Here is a 15,514-nt window from a genome sequence, read left to right as displayed (position 1 = left end):
GCCGGGTTCTCACCGGATCTCCTTCTCCCGCAGGCCTTCCCGGTCGAGCTTGTCGCGGAGCAGCGCCAGCTCGGCCTCCGTCGGCGACCGGGTCTGCGGCACCTCGGAGGGCACCACGAGCGGAAACCCGGTGGCGGCAACGACTTCGGTGACCGGCACCCCGGGATGCACCGACCGCAGCCGCATCGAGTGGTCGGGCGTCGCGAAATCCAGCACCGCCAGGTTGGTCACCACCACCCGGATCTCGACGGCGCCGCGATCGAAGCCGACGCCGCTGACCATGTCCACTTGCGGGACGAACACGCGCGGCGCATGCCGGGGCACCCAGTAGCTGGTGGTGTGGTTGACCGTGTTGCCCGGCGCGCCCCGCACACCCAGCAGCTGCCGGGCCGGCCGCGCCCAGTCGCCGATGCACGAGATGTTCTGGTTGCCGAACCGGTCGAGCTGGCTCGCCCCCATCATCACGTGCCGGGTGCCGGCCGCGACCACGCCGAACACCGCCCGGTACGGCAGCCAGCCCTCGGCCTCGTCCTCGCGCAGCAGGGTGGCCTCGCCGTCGGTCAGCAGCAGGTCGGGGGCGAAGGTGAGCTGCGCCAGCCGGGCGCCCAGCCGCGGGATCAGGCCGGTCGGCGAGGCCAGCACCGCGCCGTCGCCGCGCCAGGCATCGGCACACGCCACCACGCAGACGTCGGCCCGGCTCATCGCGCGGCCACCGCCTTCTGATAGTGCTCCTCGTCGCCGTCCAGATAGGTCGCGCGGAAACGGTCCCAATCCTCGGGGCTCGCGGCCGCCGTCGCGTACTCCCGCTGGAACGCCTCGTCGCGGTCGTAATCGGGGACGCAGCTGGTGAAATGCGCGCCGCGCGGGGTCTCCACCACGCCGTCGACCATCATCCGGTTGAGCAGCAGGCCCTGCGGCGGCCCGGCATCGCGCAGCTCGGCGGTCGAGACCAGCCGCTCGCAGGAAAGATAGCGGCGGCCGGCGGCGAGACAGAACAGGTCGTCGAAATACGGATCCGGGCCCAGGTAGCGGCCGTTGCCGCGCCTATCGGCGCGATTGAGGTGGACCAGCGCCGCGTCCAGCTCCAGCGCGGGCATGGCGACAAGCTCAGAGCCATCCGCGTACGGCGACCGCACCGTCGACAGCGAAGGATTGACGCGCATCACGTCGGAGCCGAGCCCGGCGCGGATCGGCAGGAACGGCAACCGATTGGCGGCCGCCAGTAGTCCCCAGTAGAGCATGCCCTCGTCGTACTCGGTCAGCTCGATCTTGCCCTCGCGGCGGGCCCGGCCGAAGTGTGGCTCGAGCGGGATGCTGTCCAGGGACACGAAACCGGTGACCACGCGGCGGACGCAGCCGGCCGCGATCAGCAGGCCCACATCGGGCCCGCCGTAGGAGACGACGGTCAGGTCCTTCAGGGCGGCCCGGCAGATCGCCCGCACCAGAGCCATCGGCTTGCGGCGGGAACCCCAGCCGCCGATGCCGATCGTCATCCCGTCGCGGAGCTCGGCGACCACGTCGTCGACGGTCATCACCGTCATCGTTCCTCCACGAACTTCTGCCGGGCGCGGTCGCCGGCGCCGTTGAGGTTGAGCTCGAAGGTGAAGCCCTGCTCGAACCGGTACGACCGCTTCACGTCGACGGGGTCGATGCCGTTGAGCGCCTCCTTGGCCCGCCGGATCACCACCGGATCCTTGGCCGCGATCTCGCCGGCCACCGCCCGCGCGGCGGCGCGCAGCCGGCCCGGGGGGACGACCTCGTGGACGGTGCCGAAGCGGTGCAGGTCGGCGGCGGTGACCGTGCGGCAGGTGTAGACCATCGTGCGCATCAGCTGCGGCGGCACCAGCCGGGCCAGGTGTGTGGCCGCGCCGAGCGCGCCCCGGTCGACCTCGGGCAGCCCGAACGTCGCGTCGCCGGACGCCACGATCAGGTCGGCGTTGCCCGCCAGGCCGATGCCGCCGCCCAGGCAGAAGCCGTGCACCGCGGCGATCACCGGGACCGGGCAGTCGTAGACGGCCGCGAACGCGGCGGCGCAGCCCCGGTTGGCGGCCAGCAGCACGTCGTGGCCGGGGGAGCGCTGCATCTCTTTGATGTCCACGCCGGCGCAGAAGCCGCGGCCCTCGGCGGACAGGATGACCACCCGGGTGCCGGGGTCGGCGCCGGCCGCGGTGACCAGATCGGCGATGGACAGCCAGCCGGCCGCCGGCACCGCGTTGACCGGCGGAAAGTCGATCACCACCTCGGCGACGGCGCCGCGATCCAGGTGTACGCCCACGCCGCTCAGGCTAACCTAGCGCTTGCTTGGTCGGCTAGGCTCTGCCGATGGACCCCCTCGACTTCACCGGGCGCGGCGTGGTGGTCACCGGCGGGACCCGGGGGATCGGCGCGGCCATCGCCGCGGCCTTCCGCGCGGCGGGCGCCCGGGTGCTCGTCTGCGGCCGCCGGTCCCGCGACCTGCCGGATTTCTTCCAGGCCGACGTGCGCGACCCCGACCAGGCGGCCGCGCTCGTGGCGGCCGCGGTGGACCGGTTCGGCCGCCTCGACGTCCTGGTGAACAACGCCGGGGGCGCTCCGCAGGCCGCGGCCGCCACGGCCTCGCCGCGGCTGCACGCGCGGGTCATCGAGCTCAACCTGATCGCCCCGCTGCACGTCTCGCAGGCGGCCCACGCGGTGATGGCCGCGCAGCCCGAGGGCGGCGTCATCCTCATGGTGGGCAGCGTCAGCGGCACGCGCCCGTCGCCCGGCACCGCGGCGTACGGCGCGGCCAAGGCCGGCCTGCACCACCTGGCGACCAGCCTGGCCGCCGAGTGGGCCCCGGCGGTGCGGGTCAACAGCGTGGTCCCCGGCCCGGTGGGCAACGGCGGGCTGGATCCCGAGGCGGTCGCGCGGACTGTCCCGCTCGGCCGGCCCGCCACGGTGCAGGAGGTCGCCGGCGTCTGCCTGCTGCTCGCCTCGCCGCTGGCCTCCTATGTGAGCGGCGCGGCGGTGGCCGTGCACGGCGGCGGCGAGTGGCCGGGGTATCTGGCGCACCTGCGAGGCACGGCGTACCCTGCGCAGAAGTAGAACGTGTTCCAGTTGCCCACCGGAGGTGCCGGATGGTTCTCTCGATCAAGACGAGGCGGGACGCGGTCGGCCTGGCCACCGGCGAACTGCTGATCGGCGGCGCCTGGCGCCCCGCGGCCGACGGCCGCACCTGGACACACACCCACCCGGCCACCGGCGAGTCGGTCGGCGACTTCGCGGTGGCCTCGCCCGCCGATGTGGACGCGGCCGTGCGCGCCGCCCGCCGCGCCTTCGACGAGGGCTCGTGGCCGCGCTCCCGGGCCAAGGAACGCATCCGGGTGCTGCGCCGCACGGCCGACCTGATCCGCGAGCACACTCCCGAGCTGCGCACGCTGCAGGCGCTCGACAACGGCGTCCCGCTGACCTTCGGCGAGGAGTACGCCATGTCGATCGAGTGCGTGGCCGACGTCTTCGAGCACCACGCCGGCTGGGTCGACAAGCTCGGCGGCGAGACGCTTCCCGGCTATCAGGGCGGCGACCACCTGGTGATGACGCTGCGCGAGCCGGTCGGCGTGGTGGCCGCGGTGGTGCCGTGGAACGGCCCGCTGCTGCTCGCGGCGCAGAAGGTCGCGCCCGCCCTGGCGGCCGGCTGCACGGTCGTGCTCAAGCCGTCGGAGTTCGCGACGTTCGCGGCGCTGCGGCTGGCGCGCCTGCTCGAGGAGGCGGGCCTGCCGGCCGGGGTGCTCAACGTGGTGACCGGCCCCGGCGATCCGACCGGCGAGGCGCTGATCACCCACCCGCTGGTTGACAAGATCACCTTCACCGGCAGCCGGGCCGTGGGCAAGCGGGTCCTCGCGGCCGCCTCCGAGGGGATGAAGCGGGTCAGCCTCGAGCTCGGCGGCAAGAGCCCGTCGATCGTCTTCCCCGACGCCGAGGTGTACGCGGCCGCCACCCTCACCATGGGCACCGTGACCCTCGGCCTCTCCGGGCAGGCGTGCGTGGCGCATTCCCGCGCGCTGGTCCACCGCGACGTGTACGACGAGTTCCTCGCCATCGCCGAGGGCATGACGACCCTGGTCACGTACGGCGATCCCTTCGACCCCGAGGTCACCGCCTCGCCGCTGATCAACCCGCGGCAGCTCGACCGGGTGCTCGGCTACATCGAGCGCGGGCAGGCCGAGGGCGCCCGGCTGGTCTGCGGCGGCGGGCGGCCCGACGGCGAGCTGGCGGCCGGCAACTTCGTCGAGCCGGCGGTCTTCGCCGACGTGTCCAACGACGCCACCATCGCCCGCGAGGAGATCTTCGGCCCGGTGCTGGCGGTCGTGCCGTTCACCGACGAGGACGAGGCGATCCGGCTGGCCAACGACACCTCGTACGGCCTGGCCGCCACCGTCTACACGTCGGACGTCAAGCGGGCGATCCGGCTGGCGCGCGCGGTGCGGGCCGGGACGGTCGGCATCAACGGCTACCAGCTGGAGCCGCACGTGGCCTTCGGCGGGTTCGGCCAGTCGGGCCTCGGCCGCGAGGGCGGCCGCACGTCGATCGAGGCCTACACCGAGGTAAAGACGGTCCTGATCCCGACCACCGACGAGATGATGTAGCTAGCTCACCAGCCTGCGGTGGTCCCAGCTGACCACCTTCCGGGGCTCGACGAGGTACGCCGCGCGCTTTGTCGCCGCGTGCGCGACGTACCCGTCGAGCGCCTCGGCGATCTGCTCGGGCGGGAGGTCGCCGACCGCCGGGCTGGGCATCGGCGCGGCGACCAGCCGGCCGACCTCGGTCACCCCGGCCAAGTCGTCGATCCGCGTGACCACGCCGGTCACCTGGACGCCGCGCAGCTCGAAGTAGTCGTCGCCGTCCTCGACCAGGCAGGTCACCCGCGGGTCGCGGGCCAGGTTGCGGGCCTTCTGCGAGGCGCGGTAGGTCCAGAACGCTATCCGGCCGTCGCGCATGCCGTAGAACATGCTGACCAGATGCGGCGTGCCGTCCGGGTTGATGGTGGCGAGCTGGAGTTTGCGGCTGCCCTCCAACAACTTCTCGATGTCGGACGGCGGCATCGAGACGGTGTCGCGCTGCTTCACTCGCTCTCCCCGAAGGTGGACTCGGCCAAGGGCAGGGTTTCCTCGCAGACGAAGCCGGGCTGCGGCGGGTCTGCGGTGAACACCTTGCCCAGCGTGGCGTCCAGCTCGTCGAGCGTCCACTGGGAGCCCGAGGCGTGGAACGCGGCCCGGACCGTCGGCGGCCCGAGCACGGCCACCACGTCGCCGTGCGCCACGAAGACCTCGCCGGTGATGCGCTCGCCGGCCGGGCCGGCCAGATAGGTGACCAGCGGCGCGACCCGGGCGGGGGAGAGAGGGTCGGGGCCGTCCGGCGGCGGGCCCATCAGCTCGCCGGTCATCGCGGTGCGGGCGCGCGGGCAGATGGCGTTGGCGCGCACGCCGTATCGGGCACATCCGCGCGCGGTGGCGAGCGTGAGCGCGACTATGCCGCCCTTGGCGGCGGCGTAGTTGGGCTGGCCGGCCGAGCCGAGCAGGAACGCCTCCGAGGCGGTGTTGACGATCCGGGCGTAGGCCGGCCGCCCGCTTGTCTTCGACAGCGAGCGCCAGTACGCCGTCGCCAGCCGGGTGGTGACGAAGTGGCCGCGCAGGTGCACCCGGATCACGGTGTCCCATTCCTGCTCGGACATCGAGAAGACCATCCGGTCGCGGAGCACGCCGGCGTTGTTGACCAGGATGTCGACGCCGTCGAAAGCGGAAAGCAGCCCCTCGCCGGTCGACCACTCGGCGACGTCGCCGGGGCGGACCGCCGCCTCGCCGCCGGCGTCGCGGATCTGGGCCGCCACCGCGTCGAGCCCGGGACCGGGCAGATCGTTGAGCACCACCCGGGCGCCGGCCGCGGCGAGCGCGATCGCCTCGGCGGCGCCGAGCCCTTGCCCGGCGCCGGTGACCACAGCAACCCTGCCGTCGAGGAGGGCCATCTCAGTACCCCGGGCCCGCGAGCAGGCCGCCGTCGGCGAGGAACTCGGCGCCCGTCGTGTACGACGACTCGTCGGAGGCCAGGAACGCGACCAGCCGGGAGATCTCGATCGGCTCGGCGAACCGGGCGATCGGCAGCGCCTTGAGGAAAGCGGTGGGGTCGACCCCGGTCATCACCTCGGCGGCGGTGAGCGCCATCGAGGTCATCACGCCGCCGGGGTGCACTGAGTTGACCCGGATGCCGGACGGCCCGAGCTCCTGCGCGGCCGAGCGGGTGATCCCGCGGATGCCGAACTTGCTGGCGCTGTAGGCGGACAGGCCGGCGGCGCCGGCGAAGCCCTCGATCGACGACACGTTCACGATCGAGCCCCCGCCGGCCGCGACCATCGCCGGCACCACAGTGTGCACGCCGAGCCAGCAGCCGACCAGGTTGACGTCGATGACCCGGCGGAACTCGGCCGGATCCATCTCGGCGATCGGGCCGTGCTTGAGGATGCCGGCGTTGTTGACGAGGACGTCGAGCTTTCCGTACGCCGAGACCGTGGCGGCCACGGCGGCGGCCCAGTCGTCCTCGCTCGTCACGTCGTGATGCACGAACTGGCAGCGGTCGGGACCCAGGCCGTCGGCGACCGCCCGGCCGCGGTCGTCGAGCACGTCGCCGATGACCACCTGGGCGCCCTCGGCGGCAAAATGCCGGGCGTGCGACTTGCCCATGCCGCGGGCGCCGCCGGTGATGAGAGCAACCTTGCCGTCGAGACGTCCCATCGGAGCCCCCTACCAAGCGTTTGCTTGGGAGGGTATCACTCCCGATGCGTGCTGATGCCGTCGAAAAGCAACCGCAGCAAGCCGTCCACGATCTCGTCGGTGTTCCACGACTTGCCCCGGCTCTGCTTCCACGACGTGGGGATCCAGAGGATGTCGCGCAGCAGGCGGTAGATGAGCCGCGGGTCGAGGTCGGCGCGGAACTGGCCGGTCTGCTTGCCCCGCTCGAGCTGGTCGATCCAGGTCTGCTCGATCTCCTTCATCGCGGTCCGCAGGTAGGCGAAGCGCTTCTGGGCGCTGAAGTAGGCCCAGTCGTTCTGCAGCATGGTCAGGGCGGCCCGGTGGCGGCTGAGCGCCGCCGTGCTCGAGCGCACCATCTGCTCGATGGCGACCCGCGGGTCGCCATCGCCGGCGGCGGCCTCGCGATAGCCGGCGAGCACGTCGTCGAGGAACTCGCGCAGGATCTCGTCGCCGATCGACTCCTTGGAGTCGAAGTGGTGGTAGAGACTGCCGGACAGGATGCCGGCGGCGTCCGCGATCTCGCGGACCGTGGTGGCCCGGAAACCCTTCTCGGCGAACAGGTCGGCGGCCAGCCGGATCAGATGGGCGCGGCGCTCGGACGGCGGCGCGGCCTTCTTCGTGGTCGTCACCAGCCCGATGCTACTTGCCCAAGTGCTTGCTCGGTTCCACGGCGGCCGTTAGCGTAGAACGCGTTCTAGTTTCCGGAGGGGGTGGCGAGATGCGGGCGGCGGTTCTCCACGGCATCGGCGACGACGAGAAGCTCGACATACGCGACGACGTGACCGTGCTCGGCCCGGGCCCGGGTGAGATCCGGCTGCGGGTCCGGGCGGCCGGCGTCTGCCACTCCGACCAGTCCGCCCGCGACGGCGGCCTGCCCCAGCCGGTGCCGGCGGTGCTCGGCCACGAGGCGGCCGGCGACGTGCTCGAGGTCGGCGAGGGGGTGGACGACCTCGCGCCCGGCGACCGCGTCATCGTCAACTGGATGCCGTCCTGCGGCACCTGCGCCGAGTGCGTACGAGGAATGCCGTACCTGTGCATGACCCACGTGATGACCGGGTACGCGATGCCCCGCTTCATGGCCGGCGACCTGCCGGTGTTCGGGATGGCCGGCTGCGGCGCGTTCGCCGAGGAGATGGTGGTGCCCCGGATCGGCGCCGTGCGGATCGAGCCGGACGTGCCCTACGAGGTGGCCGCGCTGGTCGGCTGCGGGGTGATGACGGGGGTCGGCGCGGTCGTCAACACCGCGCAGGTCCGCCCGGGCGACAGCGTCGTGGTCATCGGTTGCGGCGGGGTGGGCATCTCGGCGATCCAGGGCGCCCGGCTCTCCGGCGCGGCGGTCATCGCGGCTGTCGACACCGTGCCCGAGAAGCTCGACGTGGCCCGCCGCTTCGGCGCGACCCACGCGGTCACGCCCGAGGGACTCAGCGACCTCGCCGCCGAGATAACCGGCGGCGAGGGCTTCGATTACGCCTTCGACGTGGTCGCGGTTCCCCAGACCTTGCGTACGGCGTGGACGGCCGCGCGCCGCGGCGGCACGGTCGTCGTGGTCGGCGCCGGACGGGCCGAGCACCAGGTCGAGTTCAACCCGTTCGAGCTGCTCTTCGAGGGCAAGCGGATCATCCCCTCGCTGTACGGCTCGGCCTACCCGCCGCGCGACTTCCCCCGGCTCATCGCGCTGTGGCGGGCCGGCCGGCTGGACCTCGAGGGCATGGTGTCGCACCGGCTGCGGCTCGAGGAGATCGACGACGCGCTCGCCGCGCTCGGCCGCGGGGACGTGATCCGGCAGGTGATCATCAACGACCCGAGCGCCTGACATGCGGCTCGGCATACAACTGGGGTACAGCGGGGAGGGCTTCGCGGCCGCGGTCGACGAGGTGGTCGAGTTCGAGGCGGCCGGCGCCGGCCTGGTGGTGGTGCCGGAGGCGTACAGCTTCGACGCCGTCAGCCAGCTCGGCTACCTCGCCGCCCGCACCAGCCGCATGCAGCTCGCGTCGGGGGTGATGCAGCTGTACACCCGCACGCCGACGCTGACCGCGATGACCGCGGCCGGCATCGACTACGTCTCGGGCGGCCGCTTCTCGCTGGGCCTCGGCGCGTCGGGCCCGCAGGTCATCGAGGGGTTCCACGGCGTCAAGTACGACGCGCCGCTCGCGCGCACGCGCGAGGTGGTGGACATCTGCCGGCGGGTGTGGCGCCGGGAGGTCCTGGTCCACGAGGGCGAGCACTACCGGATGCCGCTACCGGGCGGGCTGGGCAAGCCGCTGAAGCTCATCAACCGGCCGGTCCGCGACCGCATCCCGATCCTGCTGGCGGCCATGGGACCGCGGAACGTCGCGCTCGCCGCCGAGATCGCCGAGGGCTGGCAGGCGCTCTTCCTCGACCCGGAGGCCATCGACCGGGTGTTCGGGCCGGCGCTGGCCGAGGGCTTGGCCCGGCGCGACCCGGCGCTCGGGCCGCTGGACATCATGGTGCCGCTGCCGTTCGCCGTCGCCGAGCCGGCACCTTCGCTGCTGGCGCGGCACCGGGCGCAGCTCGCGCTCTACATCGGAGGGATGGGAGCCCGCGGGCGGAACTTCTCCAACGACCTGATCCGGCGCTACGGCTACCCCACCGAGGCCGCGACGATCCAGGAGCTGTTCCTGAGCGGGCGGCGCGAGGAGGCGGCCGCCGCGGTTCCCGAGCGGCTCGTCCGGGCGACCGCGCTCGTCGGCCCGTTGGATGATCTGCGCGTCCGGTTGGCGTCGCTCGCCGCCGCGGGAGTGACCACGCTGCTGGTCTCGCCGCTCGCGGCCACCCGGGCCGAGCGGATCAAGGACGTCGCAGAACTGAAACAGGTTCTTATAGACGAAGCCCTTTGACATCAGGGTTCGAGCGGGCTGATAGTAGAACGCGTTATAGCTCCAACCTCTGAGGAGCTTTCGCGATGACCGCTCATCTGAATCGGCGCCAGGTCCTCGCCGGCGCCGCCGCCCTCGGAACCGGCCTGGTCGCCGGTTCGTCCGCGCTCGGTCGTCCGGCGCGGGCCGCCCAGCCCTCGTACGATGTGGTGGTCATCGGCTGCGGCGCGGCCGGGATGACCGCGGCGCTGCGCGCCGCCAAGCGCGGGCTCAGCGTCCTCGTCGTGGAGAAGGCGCCCACCTTCGGCGGCTCGGCCGCCCGCTCCGGCGCCGGCATCTGGATCCCGAACAACCAGGTCATCCTCGCGGCCGGCGTGCCGGACACGCCCGCGAAGGCCGCCAGTTATCTCGCCGCGGTGGTGGGCGCCGACGTGCCGACCGCCAAGCAGCAGGCCTTCCTCGGCAACGGGCCGGCGATGATCTCGTTCGTCATGGCGAACAGCCCGCTGCGCTTCCGCTACATGGACGGCTACTCCGACTACTACCCCGAGCTGCCCGGCGGCATCGCGCGGGGCCGCTCGATCGAGCCCGACATGTTCGACGGCAAGCTGCTCGGGGCCGAGCTGGCGAACCTGAATCCGGCGTATCTGCCGACGCCCGCGGGCCTGACGGTGTTCAGCGCTGACTACAAGTGGCTCAATCTGGCGCTGGTCAACGTGAAGGGCACCGCCGTCGCGGCCGAGTGCGTCGCGCGGTACACGGCCGCCACGCTGGCGGGGAAGACGCCGCTCACGATGGGACAGGCACTCGCGGGGGCGTTGCGCGCCGGGCTGGCCGGCGCGGGCGTACCCGTGTGGTTGAACTCGCCCTTCGAAGAGCTCCAGTTCGACGCGAGCGGGCGGGCCACCGGGGTGGTCGTGACCCGCAACGGCGTCTCGACCGGCGTCACCGCCAACCGCGGCGTCCTCGTGGCAGCCGGCGGTTTCGAGCACAACCTGGCGATGCGGCTGGCCTATCAGCGGCAGCCGATCGGCGTCGACTGGACCGTCGGCGCCAAGGAGAACACCGGCGACGGGATCCGGGCCGGACTGCGCGCGGGCGCGGCGACCGACTTCCTGGAGGACGCGTGGTGGGGCCCGGCGATCCCGCTGCCCGAGGAGCCGTACTTCTGCCTGGCCGAGCGCACACTGCCCGGCAGCCTGATGGTCAACAGTGCCGGCAAGCGGTTCGTCAACGAGGCCGCGCCGTACAGCGACGTCGTGCACGTCATGTACGACAAGAACGGCATCACGCCGGACATCCCGGCCTGGCTGATCTTCGACCAGAACTATCGCAATCGGTACCTGTTCCGCGATACCGCGCCGGCCCTGCCGTTCCCTTCCTCCTGGTACAGCAGCGGCGCGGTCTTCAAGGAGCTGACCCTCTCCGGCCTGGCCGGCAAGATCGGCGTCCCGGCGTCCGCGCTGTCCGCCACCGTCAGCCGGTTCAACGGCTTCGCCTTCAACGGCAAGGACACCGACTTCCACCGTGGCGACAGCGCCTACGACCACTACTACACCGACCCGGCCGTCATGCCGAACTCGTGCCTGGCGCCGCTGTGGCTGCCGCCGTTCTACGCCTGCAAGATCGTGCCGGGCGACCTCGGCACCAAGGGCGGGCTGCGCACCGACGCCCGCGCCCGGGTGCTGCGCACCGACGGCTCGGTGATTCCCGGGCTCTACGCGGCCGGGAACTCCAGCGCGGCGGTGATGGGACACAGCTACGCGGGCGCCGGCTCGACCATCGGCCCCGCGATGACATTCGGCTACATAGCGGCCAATGACCTAGCGAACGGAGCCTGACATGGCACGCCGTCGCACCCTCCTTCGTGCCGCCGTGTTCGGGACACCGGCCGCCTTCCTGCTCGCGCGCGCTACCGCCGCCGGGGCGACCATCGCCAACGGCGACCACGTTCCGGCGCTCGTCGTCGGCAGCGGTTACGGCGGCGCGGTCGCCGCGTTGCGCCTGACCCAGGCCGGCATCGCCACCGCCGTCATCGAGATGGGCATGGCGTGGAACACCGCCGGCTCGAACGGCAAGGTCTTCTGCGACATGCTGAACCCGGACCAGCGCTCGTACTGGCTGCGGACCACCACCGACCAGCCCCTCGGCTACTTCCTCGGCATCGGCGTCAACAAATCCATCCCCCGGTACACCGGGATCCTCGACTCCGAGAAGTTCGCCGGGATCCGGGTCTACCAGGGCCGTGGCGTCGGGGGCGGCTCGCTGGTGAACGGCGGCATGGCGGTGGTGCCCAAACGGGACTACTTCAGCCAGATCCTGCCGTCGGTCGACGCCGCCTCGATGTACGGCACGTACTTCCCGCGCGCCAACGCCGGGCTGGGCGTCAACAGCATCGACACCGCGTGGTTCGAGAGCGCCGACTGCTACCGGTACGCGCGGGTCAGCCGCGATCAGGCCAAGGCCTCCGGCTTCACGACGACGTTCCTCAACAACGTGTACGACTTCGCGTACATGAAGCAGGAGCAGGCGAACACGGCGCCGCGGTCGGCGCTGGCCAGCGAGGTCATCTACGGCAACAACTACGGCAAGCGGTCGCTGGACAAGACGTATCTCGCCGCGGCGGCCGCCACCGGACGGCTCTCCGTCACCGCCCAGCACGTCGTGACCGCCGTCGCGCCGGCCGCAGCGGGCGGCTACTCGGTGACGATGAACCAGATCGACACGAGCGGCGCCACCGTGACCACCAAGACCGTACGGGCCGACCGGGTGTTCCTCGCGGCCGGCAGCGTCGGCACCAGCAAGCTGCTCGTCGCGATGCGGGCGCAGGGCAAGCTGCCCAACCTGCCGGACGCGGTCGGGCAGGGCTGGGGAAACAACGGCAACGTGATGGTGGCCCGCGCCAACCACATCTGGAACACCACCGGCGCGCTCGAGTCGGGCATGCCGGCCATGGGCATCGACAACTGGGCCGATGCCGCCGGGCCGGTCTTCGCCGAGATCGCGCCGTTCCCGGCCGGCACCGAGCTGTGGGTCAGCCTGTACCTGGCCATCACCAAGAACCCCAACCGGGCGCGGTTCACCTACAACGGCGCGACCGGGGCGGTCGACCTGAGCTGGCAGACGGCGCAGAACCAGCCCGCCGTCGACGCGGCGAAACGGCTCTTCGACAAGATCAACAGGGCGCAGGTGACCGTCTACCGCAGCGACCTGTTCGGCGTGAACAAGGTCTGGGGCGACGACTTCACCTACCACCCGCTCGGCGGCTGCATCCTCAACCAGGCCACCGACAACTACGGCCGGCTGCCCGGGTATCCGGGGCTGTATGTGATGGACGGTTCGCTGATCCCCGGCAGCACCGGGGTCAACCCGTTCGTCACGATCACCGCATTGGCCGAGCGCAACATCGAGAAGATCATCGCGACCGACTTGCTTTAGCCGAGGCGGCGGGGCGTTCCAGGCCGGCATGCGGTTGCTCGGCCGGTGGATTGGCCGGACTGATGGGACCGGTCCCGCATGGCGGCGGGCCGTTCCCGGTGACTGGGCGTTCCGGCCACATCGCGAGAAGCGGCGGCATGCCCTGCCAATTATATCCAGATATTTCGGGTAGTCGATCTCCGGCGGCCACGAAGGATGGTGAGTTCCGGCGCGCGGCTGACGGCAACTCATCAATATCGTGCGGGGAAGCTGCCGGCCGACGGCTTTCGGGAATATTGCCGGCCAGATCTTGCCGGTCGGGCGCGGTCGGGCGGGCGGTGCCGACGACGTGGGTGGGCGCGGGCGCGGGTGGCGCGGGCTGGCGCGGGCGGCACGGATGGCGGGGGCCGCGTCCACTCGGGCCGCCTAGGGCACCGCCGGCCCTGCTCGGCCGCCGATCGACGCAACGACGTCCGCGCCGGCCGGTGCGTTGTTGATCTCCGCGGCGCCCACAGGCCATCCCCCGCCCCGGCAGGCGGTTTCTGGGGGTCGTTGCAACACTGCTGGTCAGTTGGCTTGGGTGAGGAGTTTAGCGAAGCGTTCGGCGGGGGTGTCCCAGCCGAGGGTTTTGCGGGGGCGGCCGTTGAGTTGGACCGCGACCGCGTCGAGGTGTTCACGGCTGTGCACGGCTAGGTCGGTGGATTTCGGGAAGTACTGCCGCAGCAGGCCGTTGGTGTTCTCGTTGGTGCCGCGTTGCCAGGGTGAATGCGGGTCGCAGAAGTAGACGCTCATGTCGGTGGCCAGGCTGAACTGGTGGTGCAGGTGCATCTCGCTGCCCTGGTCCCAGGTCAACGACCGGCGCAGATGCGCGGGCAGAGTGGTGATCGTGGTGATCAAGGCGTCGCGGAACACGTCCGGGGTCCGTCGCCCGTCCGGCAGGTGCACCAGCATGAGGTAGCGGGTGTGCCGTTCGACCAGGGTGCCGATCGCGGACTTGTTGCCCTTGCCGATGATCAGATCACCTTCCCAGTGCCCGGGCACCGCCCGATCCTCGATCTCGGCCGGCCGCTCACTGATCATGATCATGTCGGTGGCCATCCGCGGGGTGCGCTGCCCTGCGCTGCGGTGGGGGCGGCGCATCACCCGCCCGGTGCGCAGCGCGGCCGCGACCTCGCGGCGTAAACCGCCGCGGCCTTGCAGGTAGAGGGCCTGGTAGATCGTCTCAGGACACACGGACAGCTCCGGCCGGTCAGGATGATCGCGGCGCAAGCGTCGCACGATCTGCTCCGGACTCCACCGCAGGTCCAGGCCGTCCTGAATCAGCGCCCGCAGTTGCGGGCTAGCGTCGATCTTGCGGGGTTTCGGGCGGGGTCGGCGGGCCTCGGCCCGCCGCTGCGCCGCATACGGCCGGTAGCTCCCGCTGTCCGGATGGGCGTTGCGGCGCAGTTCCCGGCTGACCGTGGACGGATCCCGGCCGAGCTCCGCGGCGATCTGCCGGACCGACGCCTGCTCCCGGCGGCGGTCAGCGATATGGATACGCTCGTCAGCGTTCAGATACCGGCCCCGCACCGAACGCTCAGCGGCCGACCTGATCGGCTTCGGCCCGTTACGCCAGCGTTTAGTCAGCCGATAGGAAACCCCGACAATCCGAGCCGCCCGCCGGAACCCCATGCCTTGATCCACCAGAGCAAGGTAGGCCTCCCGCCGCAACAACGACCGACCGGCGTAGTCGACCGACCCATCCCGGACCACCTGCTCCATCACACAAACCCCTCAGAACGAGGTGTTGCGACGACCCCTGGAATCCGGGGCACTGGGTGGGGTCGAGCAGAGCAGGTGGGTATGACAACTTTGGGCGGATGTCCACAGGGGGCGCCGCGTCGGTCGCGGCGTTGGCTGCACGATTATCGACGATATTGTTGAATCCTTTAGCCAAGGTAAAACCTGCCTGGCATGCAGCGCTTGTGGGCGTCCTCAAGACATGTTGCTCTCATCGGCTGTTCCATTGCTCTGGCGGCGACCCTGGCGCCGCAGGCGGCGTCATCTCACCCGGGCGGCGGCCATTCGGCCGACGCCGAAGACGCCGCGCTCACCTTCGACCCGGCCAACTACACGTCCTTCACCGTCACGGTCGACGGCCAGGCCACCAATGTGCGGTGGTACAAGGAGATCTGCGATGTCGCGGCGCCGGTGGCCGCGGCGGCGCAGCAGACCGGCATCGGCGGGACGACCACTATCAGCAACACTCGGTGCGGTTACCAGAGCATCAACGTCTTCGTCGCGGAGTCCACGGCCGGCGACCAGCGGGCGCCGATCTACTTCGCGGTCAACAACGCGGGCTGGATGGCGAGCTACATCAAGGCCAGCGTGACCGCCGGCGCCTCGTACGCGAGCTCCAAGCTTGGGTCTTGGACTGAGCGCCGGGAACTTGCTCGACACGATCAAGCATGAAGTCATCAGGTCGGCGGAGACATATTTGAAGACCGGCACGATCCCGCC

The 15,514-nt window shown here is 71.4% G+C and carries 15 protein-coding genes; 7 read left to right on the top strand and 8 right to left on the bottom strand.

All coding sequences use genetic code 11. The annotated features are described in order from the left end of the window. Positions 1 to 9 precede the first annotated feature (9 nt). From ACQPZX_RS32715 to ACQPZX_RS32705, 3 genes are read right to left on the bottom strand one after another with little or no spacing between them, the layout of a single operon-like run. A complete protein-coding gene (locus tag ACQPZX_RS32715; protein ID WP_433363754.1) occupies positions 10 to 702 on the bottom strand; it encodes a CoA-transferase subunit beta in 693 nt (230 codons plus the stop codon). Continuing rightward, positions 699 to 1,541: a CoA transferase subunit A gene (locus ACQPZX_RS32710; protein WP_433363751.1), complete on the bottom strand. Its 843-nt coding sequence runs from the start codon at positions 1,539 to 1,541 to the stop codon at positions 699 to 701. Before ACQPZX_RS32710 ends, ACQPZX_RS32715 begins: the two co-directional genes overlap by 4 nt. Then, positions 1,538 to 2,284 (bottom strand): enoyl-CoA hydratase family protein, encoded by a 747-nt coding sequence (locus tag ACQPZX_RS32705; RefSeq protein WP_433385530.1) that lies wholly within the window; start codon positions 2,282 to 2,284, stop codon positions 1,538 to 1,540. The genes ACQPZX_RS32710 and ACQPZX_RS32705 overlap by 4 nt, the downstream gene beginning before the upstream one ends. 38 nt (positions 2,285 to 2,322) lie before the next feature. Between ACQPZX_RS32705 and ACQPZX_RS32700 the strand changes: the two genes are divergently transcribed. Next, positions 2,323 to 3,063 carry an SDR family oxidoreductase gene (locus ACQPZX_RS32700; RefSeq protein WP_433363748.1) on the top strand — a complete coding sequence of 247 codons (741 nt, stop codon included), beginning with the start codon at positions 2,323 to 2,325 and terminating at the stop codon, positions 3,061 to 3,063. 32 nt (positions 3,064 to 3,095) lie between these two features. Next, complete coding sequence (locus tag ACQPZX_RS32695) at positions 3,096 to 4,604, top strand: aldehyde dehydrogenase family protein (protein WP_433363746.1); 1,509 nt, start codon at positions 3,096 to 3,098, stop codon at positions 4,602 to 4,604. Here ACQPZX_RS32695 and ACQPZX_RS32690 read toward each other — a convergent pair whose 3' ends face one another. Genes ACQPZX_RS32690 through ACQPZX_RS32675 form a run of 4 tightly spaced genes read right to left on the bottom strand, consistent with a single transcriptional unit; the run spans position 4,605 to position 7,390 of the window. Then, positions 4,605 to 5,084, bottom strand: coding sequence for a pyridoxamine 5'-phosphate oxidase family protein (locus ACQPZX_RS32690; RefSeq protein ID WP_433363743.1), 480 nt, complete (start codon positions 5,082 to 5,084; stop codon positions 4,605 to 4,607). Continuing rightward, entirely contained in the window at positions 5,081 to 5,980 is a 900-nt protein-coding gene (locus ACQPZX_RS32685; protein WP_433363740.1) for an SDR family NAD(P)-dependent oxidoreductase, read from the bottom strand. Before ACQPZX_RS32685 ends, ACQPZX_RS32690 begins: the two co-directional genes overlap by 4 nt. 1 nt (position 5,981) lies before the next feature. Continuing rightward, on the bottom strand, positions 5,982 to 6,743 hold the full coding sequence (locus ACQPZX_RS32680; protein WP_433363737.1) for a glucose 1-dehydrogenase: 762 nt from the start codon (positions 6,741 to 6,743) through the stop codon (positions 5,982 to 5,984). 35 nt (positions 6,744 to 6,778) lie between these two features. After that, positions 6,779 to 7,390, bottom strand: coding sequence for a TetR/AcrR family transcriptional regulator (locus ACQPZX_RS32675; RefSeq protein ID WP_433363735.1), 612 nt, complete (start codon positions 7,388 to 7,390; stop codon positions 6,779 to 6,781). Positions 7,391 to 7,479: 89 nt separating this feature from the next. Here ACQPZX_RS32675 and ACQPZX_RS32670 point away from each other — a divergent pair, with 89 nt between their 5' ends. The 4 genes from ACQPZX_RS32670 to ACQPZX_RS32655 all read left to right on the top strand — a co-directional run bounded on the left by ACQPZX_RS32670 (position 7,480) and on the right by ACQPZX_RS32655 (position 13,036). Continuing rightward, positions 7,480 to 8,574, top strand: coding sequence for a Zn-dependent alcohol dehydrogenase (locus ACQPZX_RS32670; protein WP_433363732.1), 1,095 nt, complete (start codon positions 7,480 to 7,482; stop codon positions 8,572 to 8,574). Position 8,575: 1 nt separating this feature from the next. Continuing rightward, positions 8,576 to 9,619, top strand: coding sequence for an LLM class F420-dependent oxidoreductase (locus ACQPZX_RS32665; protein WP_433363730.1), 1,044 nt, complete (start codon positions 8,576 to 8,578; stop codon positions 9,617 to 9,619). A gap of 215 nt (positions 9,620 to 9,834) precedes the next feature. Then, complete coding sequence (gene kstD / locus ACQPZX_RS32660; protein WP_433385527.1) at positions 9,835 to 11,439, top strand: 3-oxosteroid 1-dehydrogenase; 1,605 nt, start codon at positions 9,835 to 9,837, stop codon at positions 11,437 to 11,439. Between the two features lies 1 nt (position 11,440). After that, positions 11,441 to 13,036: a GMC oxidoreductase gene (locus ACQPZX_RS32655; RefSeq protein ID WP_433363727.1), complete on the top strand. Its 1,596-nt coding sequence runs from the start codon at positions 11,441 to 11,443 to the stop codon at positions 13,034 to 13,036. A gap of 546 nt (positions 13,037 to 13,582) precedes the next feature. Here the strand turns inward: ACQPZX_RS32655 and ACQPZX_RS32650 are convergent. Continuing rightward, positions 13,583 to 14,776, bottom strand: a complete 1,194-nt coding sequence (locus ACQPZX_RS32650) for an IS30 family transposase (RefSeq protein WP_433363724.1) — start codon at positions 14,774 to 14,776, stop codon at positions 13,583 to 13,585. Between the two features lie 192 nt (positions 14,777 to 14,968). Between ACQPZX_RS32650 and ACQPZX_RS32645 the strand changes: the two genes are divergently transcribed. Further along, positions 14,969 to 15,466 (top strand): hypothetical protein, encoded by a 498-nt coding sequence (locus tag ACQPZX_RS32645; protein ID WP_433363721.1) that lies wholly within the window; start codon positions 14,969 to 14,971, stop codon positions 15,464 to 15,466. Positions 15,467 to 15,514: the final 48 nt, after the last annotated feature.

It is taken from the genome of Actinoplanes sp. CA-142083, from assembly GCF_050942195.1.
Classification (GTDB): Bacteria; Actinomycetota; Actinomycetes; order Mycobacteriales; family Micromonosporaceae; genus Actinoplanes.
This window is presented reverse-complemented; position numbering and strand designations above follow the sequence as displayed.

What these genes read in the sequence shown, in the direction of transcription:
- ACQPZX_RS32645 (WP_433363721.1), top strand. Translation starts at nt 14,969, where the DNA reads ATGCAGCGCTTGTGGGCGTCCTCAAGACATGTTGCTCTCATCGGCTGT.
- ACQPZX_RS32680 (WP_433363737.1), bottom strand. Translation starts at nt 6,743, where the DNA reads ATGGGACGTCTCGACGGCAAGGTTGCTCTCATCACCGGCGGCGCCCGC.
- ACQPZX_RS32665 (WP_433363730.1), top strand. Translation starts at nt 8,576, where the DNA reads ATGCGGCTCGGCATACAACTGGGGTACAGCGGGGAGGGCTTCGCGGCC.
- ACQPZX_RS32710 (WP_433363751.1), bottom strand. Translation starts at nt 1,541, where the DNA reads ATGACGGTGATGACCGTCGACGACGTGGTCGCCGAGCTCCGCGACGGG.
- ACQPZX_RS32670 (WP_433363732.1), top strand. Translation starts at nt 7,480, where the DNA reads ATGCGGGCGGCGGTTCTCCACGGCATCGGCGACGACGAGAAGCTCGAC.
- ACQPZX_RS32685 (WP_433363740.1), bottom strand. Translation starts at nt 5,980, where the DNA reads ATGGCCCTCCTCGACGGCAGGGTTGCTGTGGTCACCGGCGCCGGGCAA.
- ACQPZX_RS32715 (WP_433363754.1), bottom strand. Translation starts at nt 702, where the DNA reads ATGAGCCGGGCCGACGTCTGCGTGGTGGCGTGTGCCGATGCCTGGCGC.
- ACQPZX_RS32655 (WP_433363727.1), top strand. Translation starts at nt 11,441, where the DNA reads ATGGCACGCCGTCGCACCCTCCTTCGTGCCGCCGTGTTCGGGACACCG.
- kstD (WP_433385527.1), top strand. Translation starts at nt 9,835, where the DNA reads ATGACCGCGGCGCTGCGCGCCGCCAAGCGCGGGCTCAGCGTCCTCGTC.
- ACQPZX_RS32700 (WP_433363748.1), top strand. Translation starts at nt 2,323, where the DNA reads ATGGACCCCCTCGACTTCACCGGGCGCGGCGTGGTGGTCACCGGCGGG.
- ACQPZX_RS32695 (WP_433363746.1), top strand. Translation starts at nt 3,096, where the DNA reads ATGGTTCTCTCGATCAAGACGAGGCGGGACGCGGTCGGCCTGGCCACC.
- ACQPZX_RS32650 (WP_433363724.1), bottom strand. Translation starts at nt 14,776, where the DNA reads ATGGAGCAGGTGGTCCGGGATGGGTCGGTCGACTACGCCGGTCGGTCG.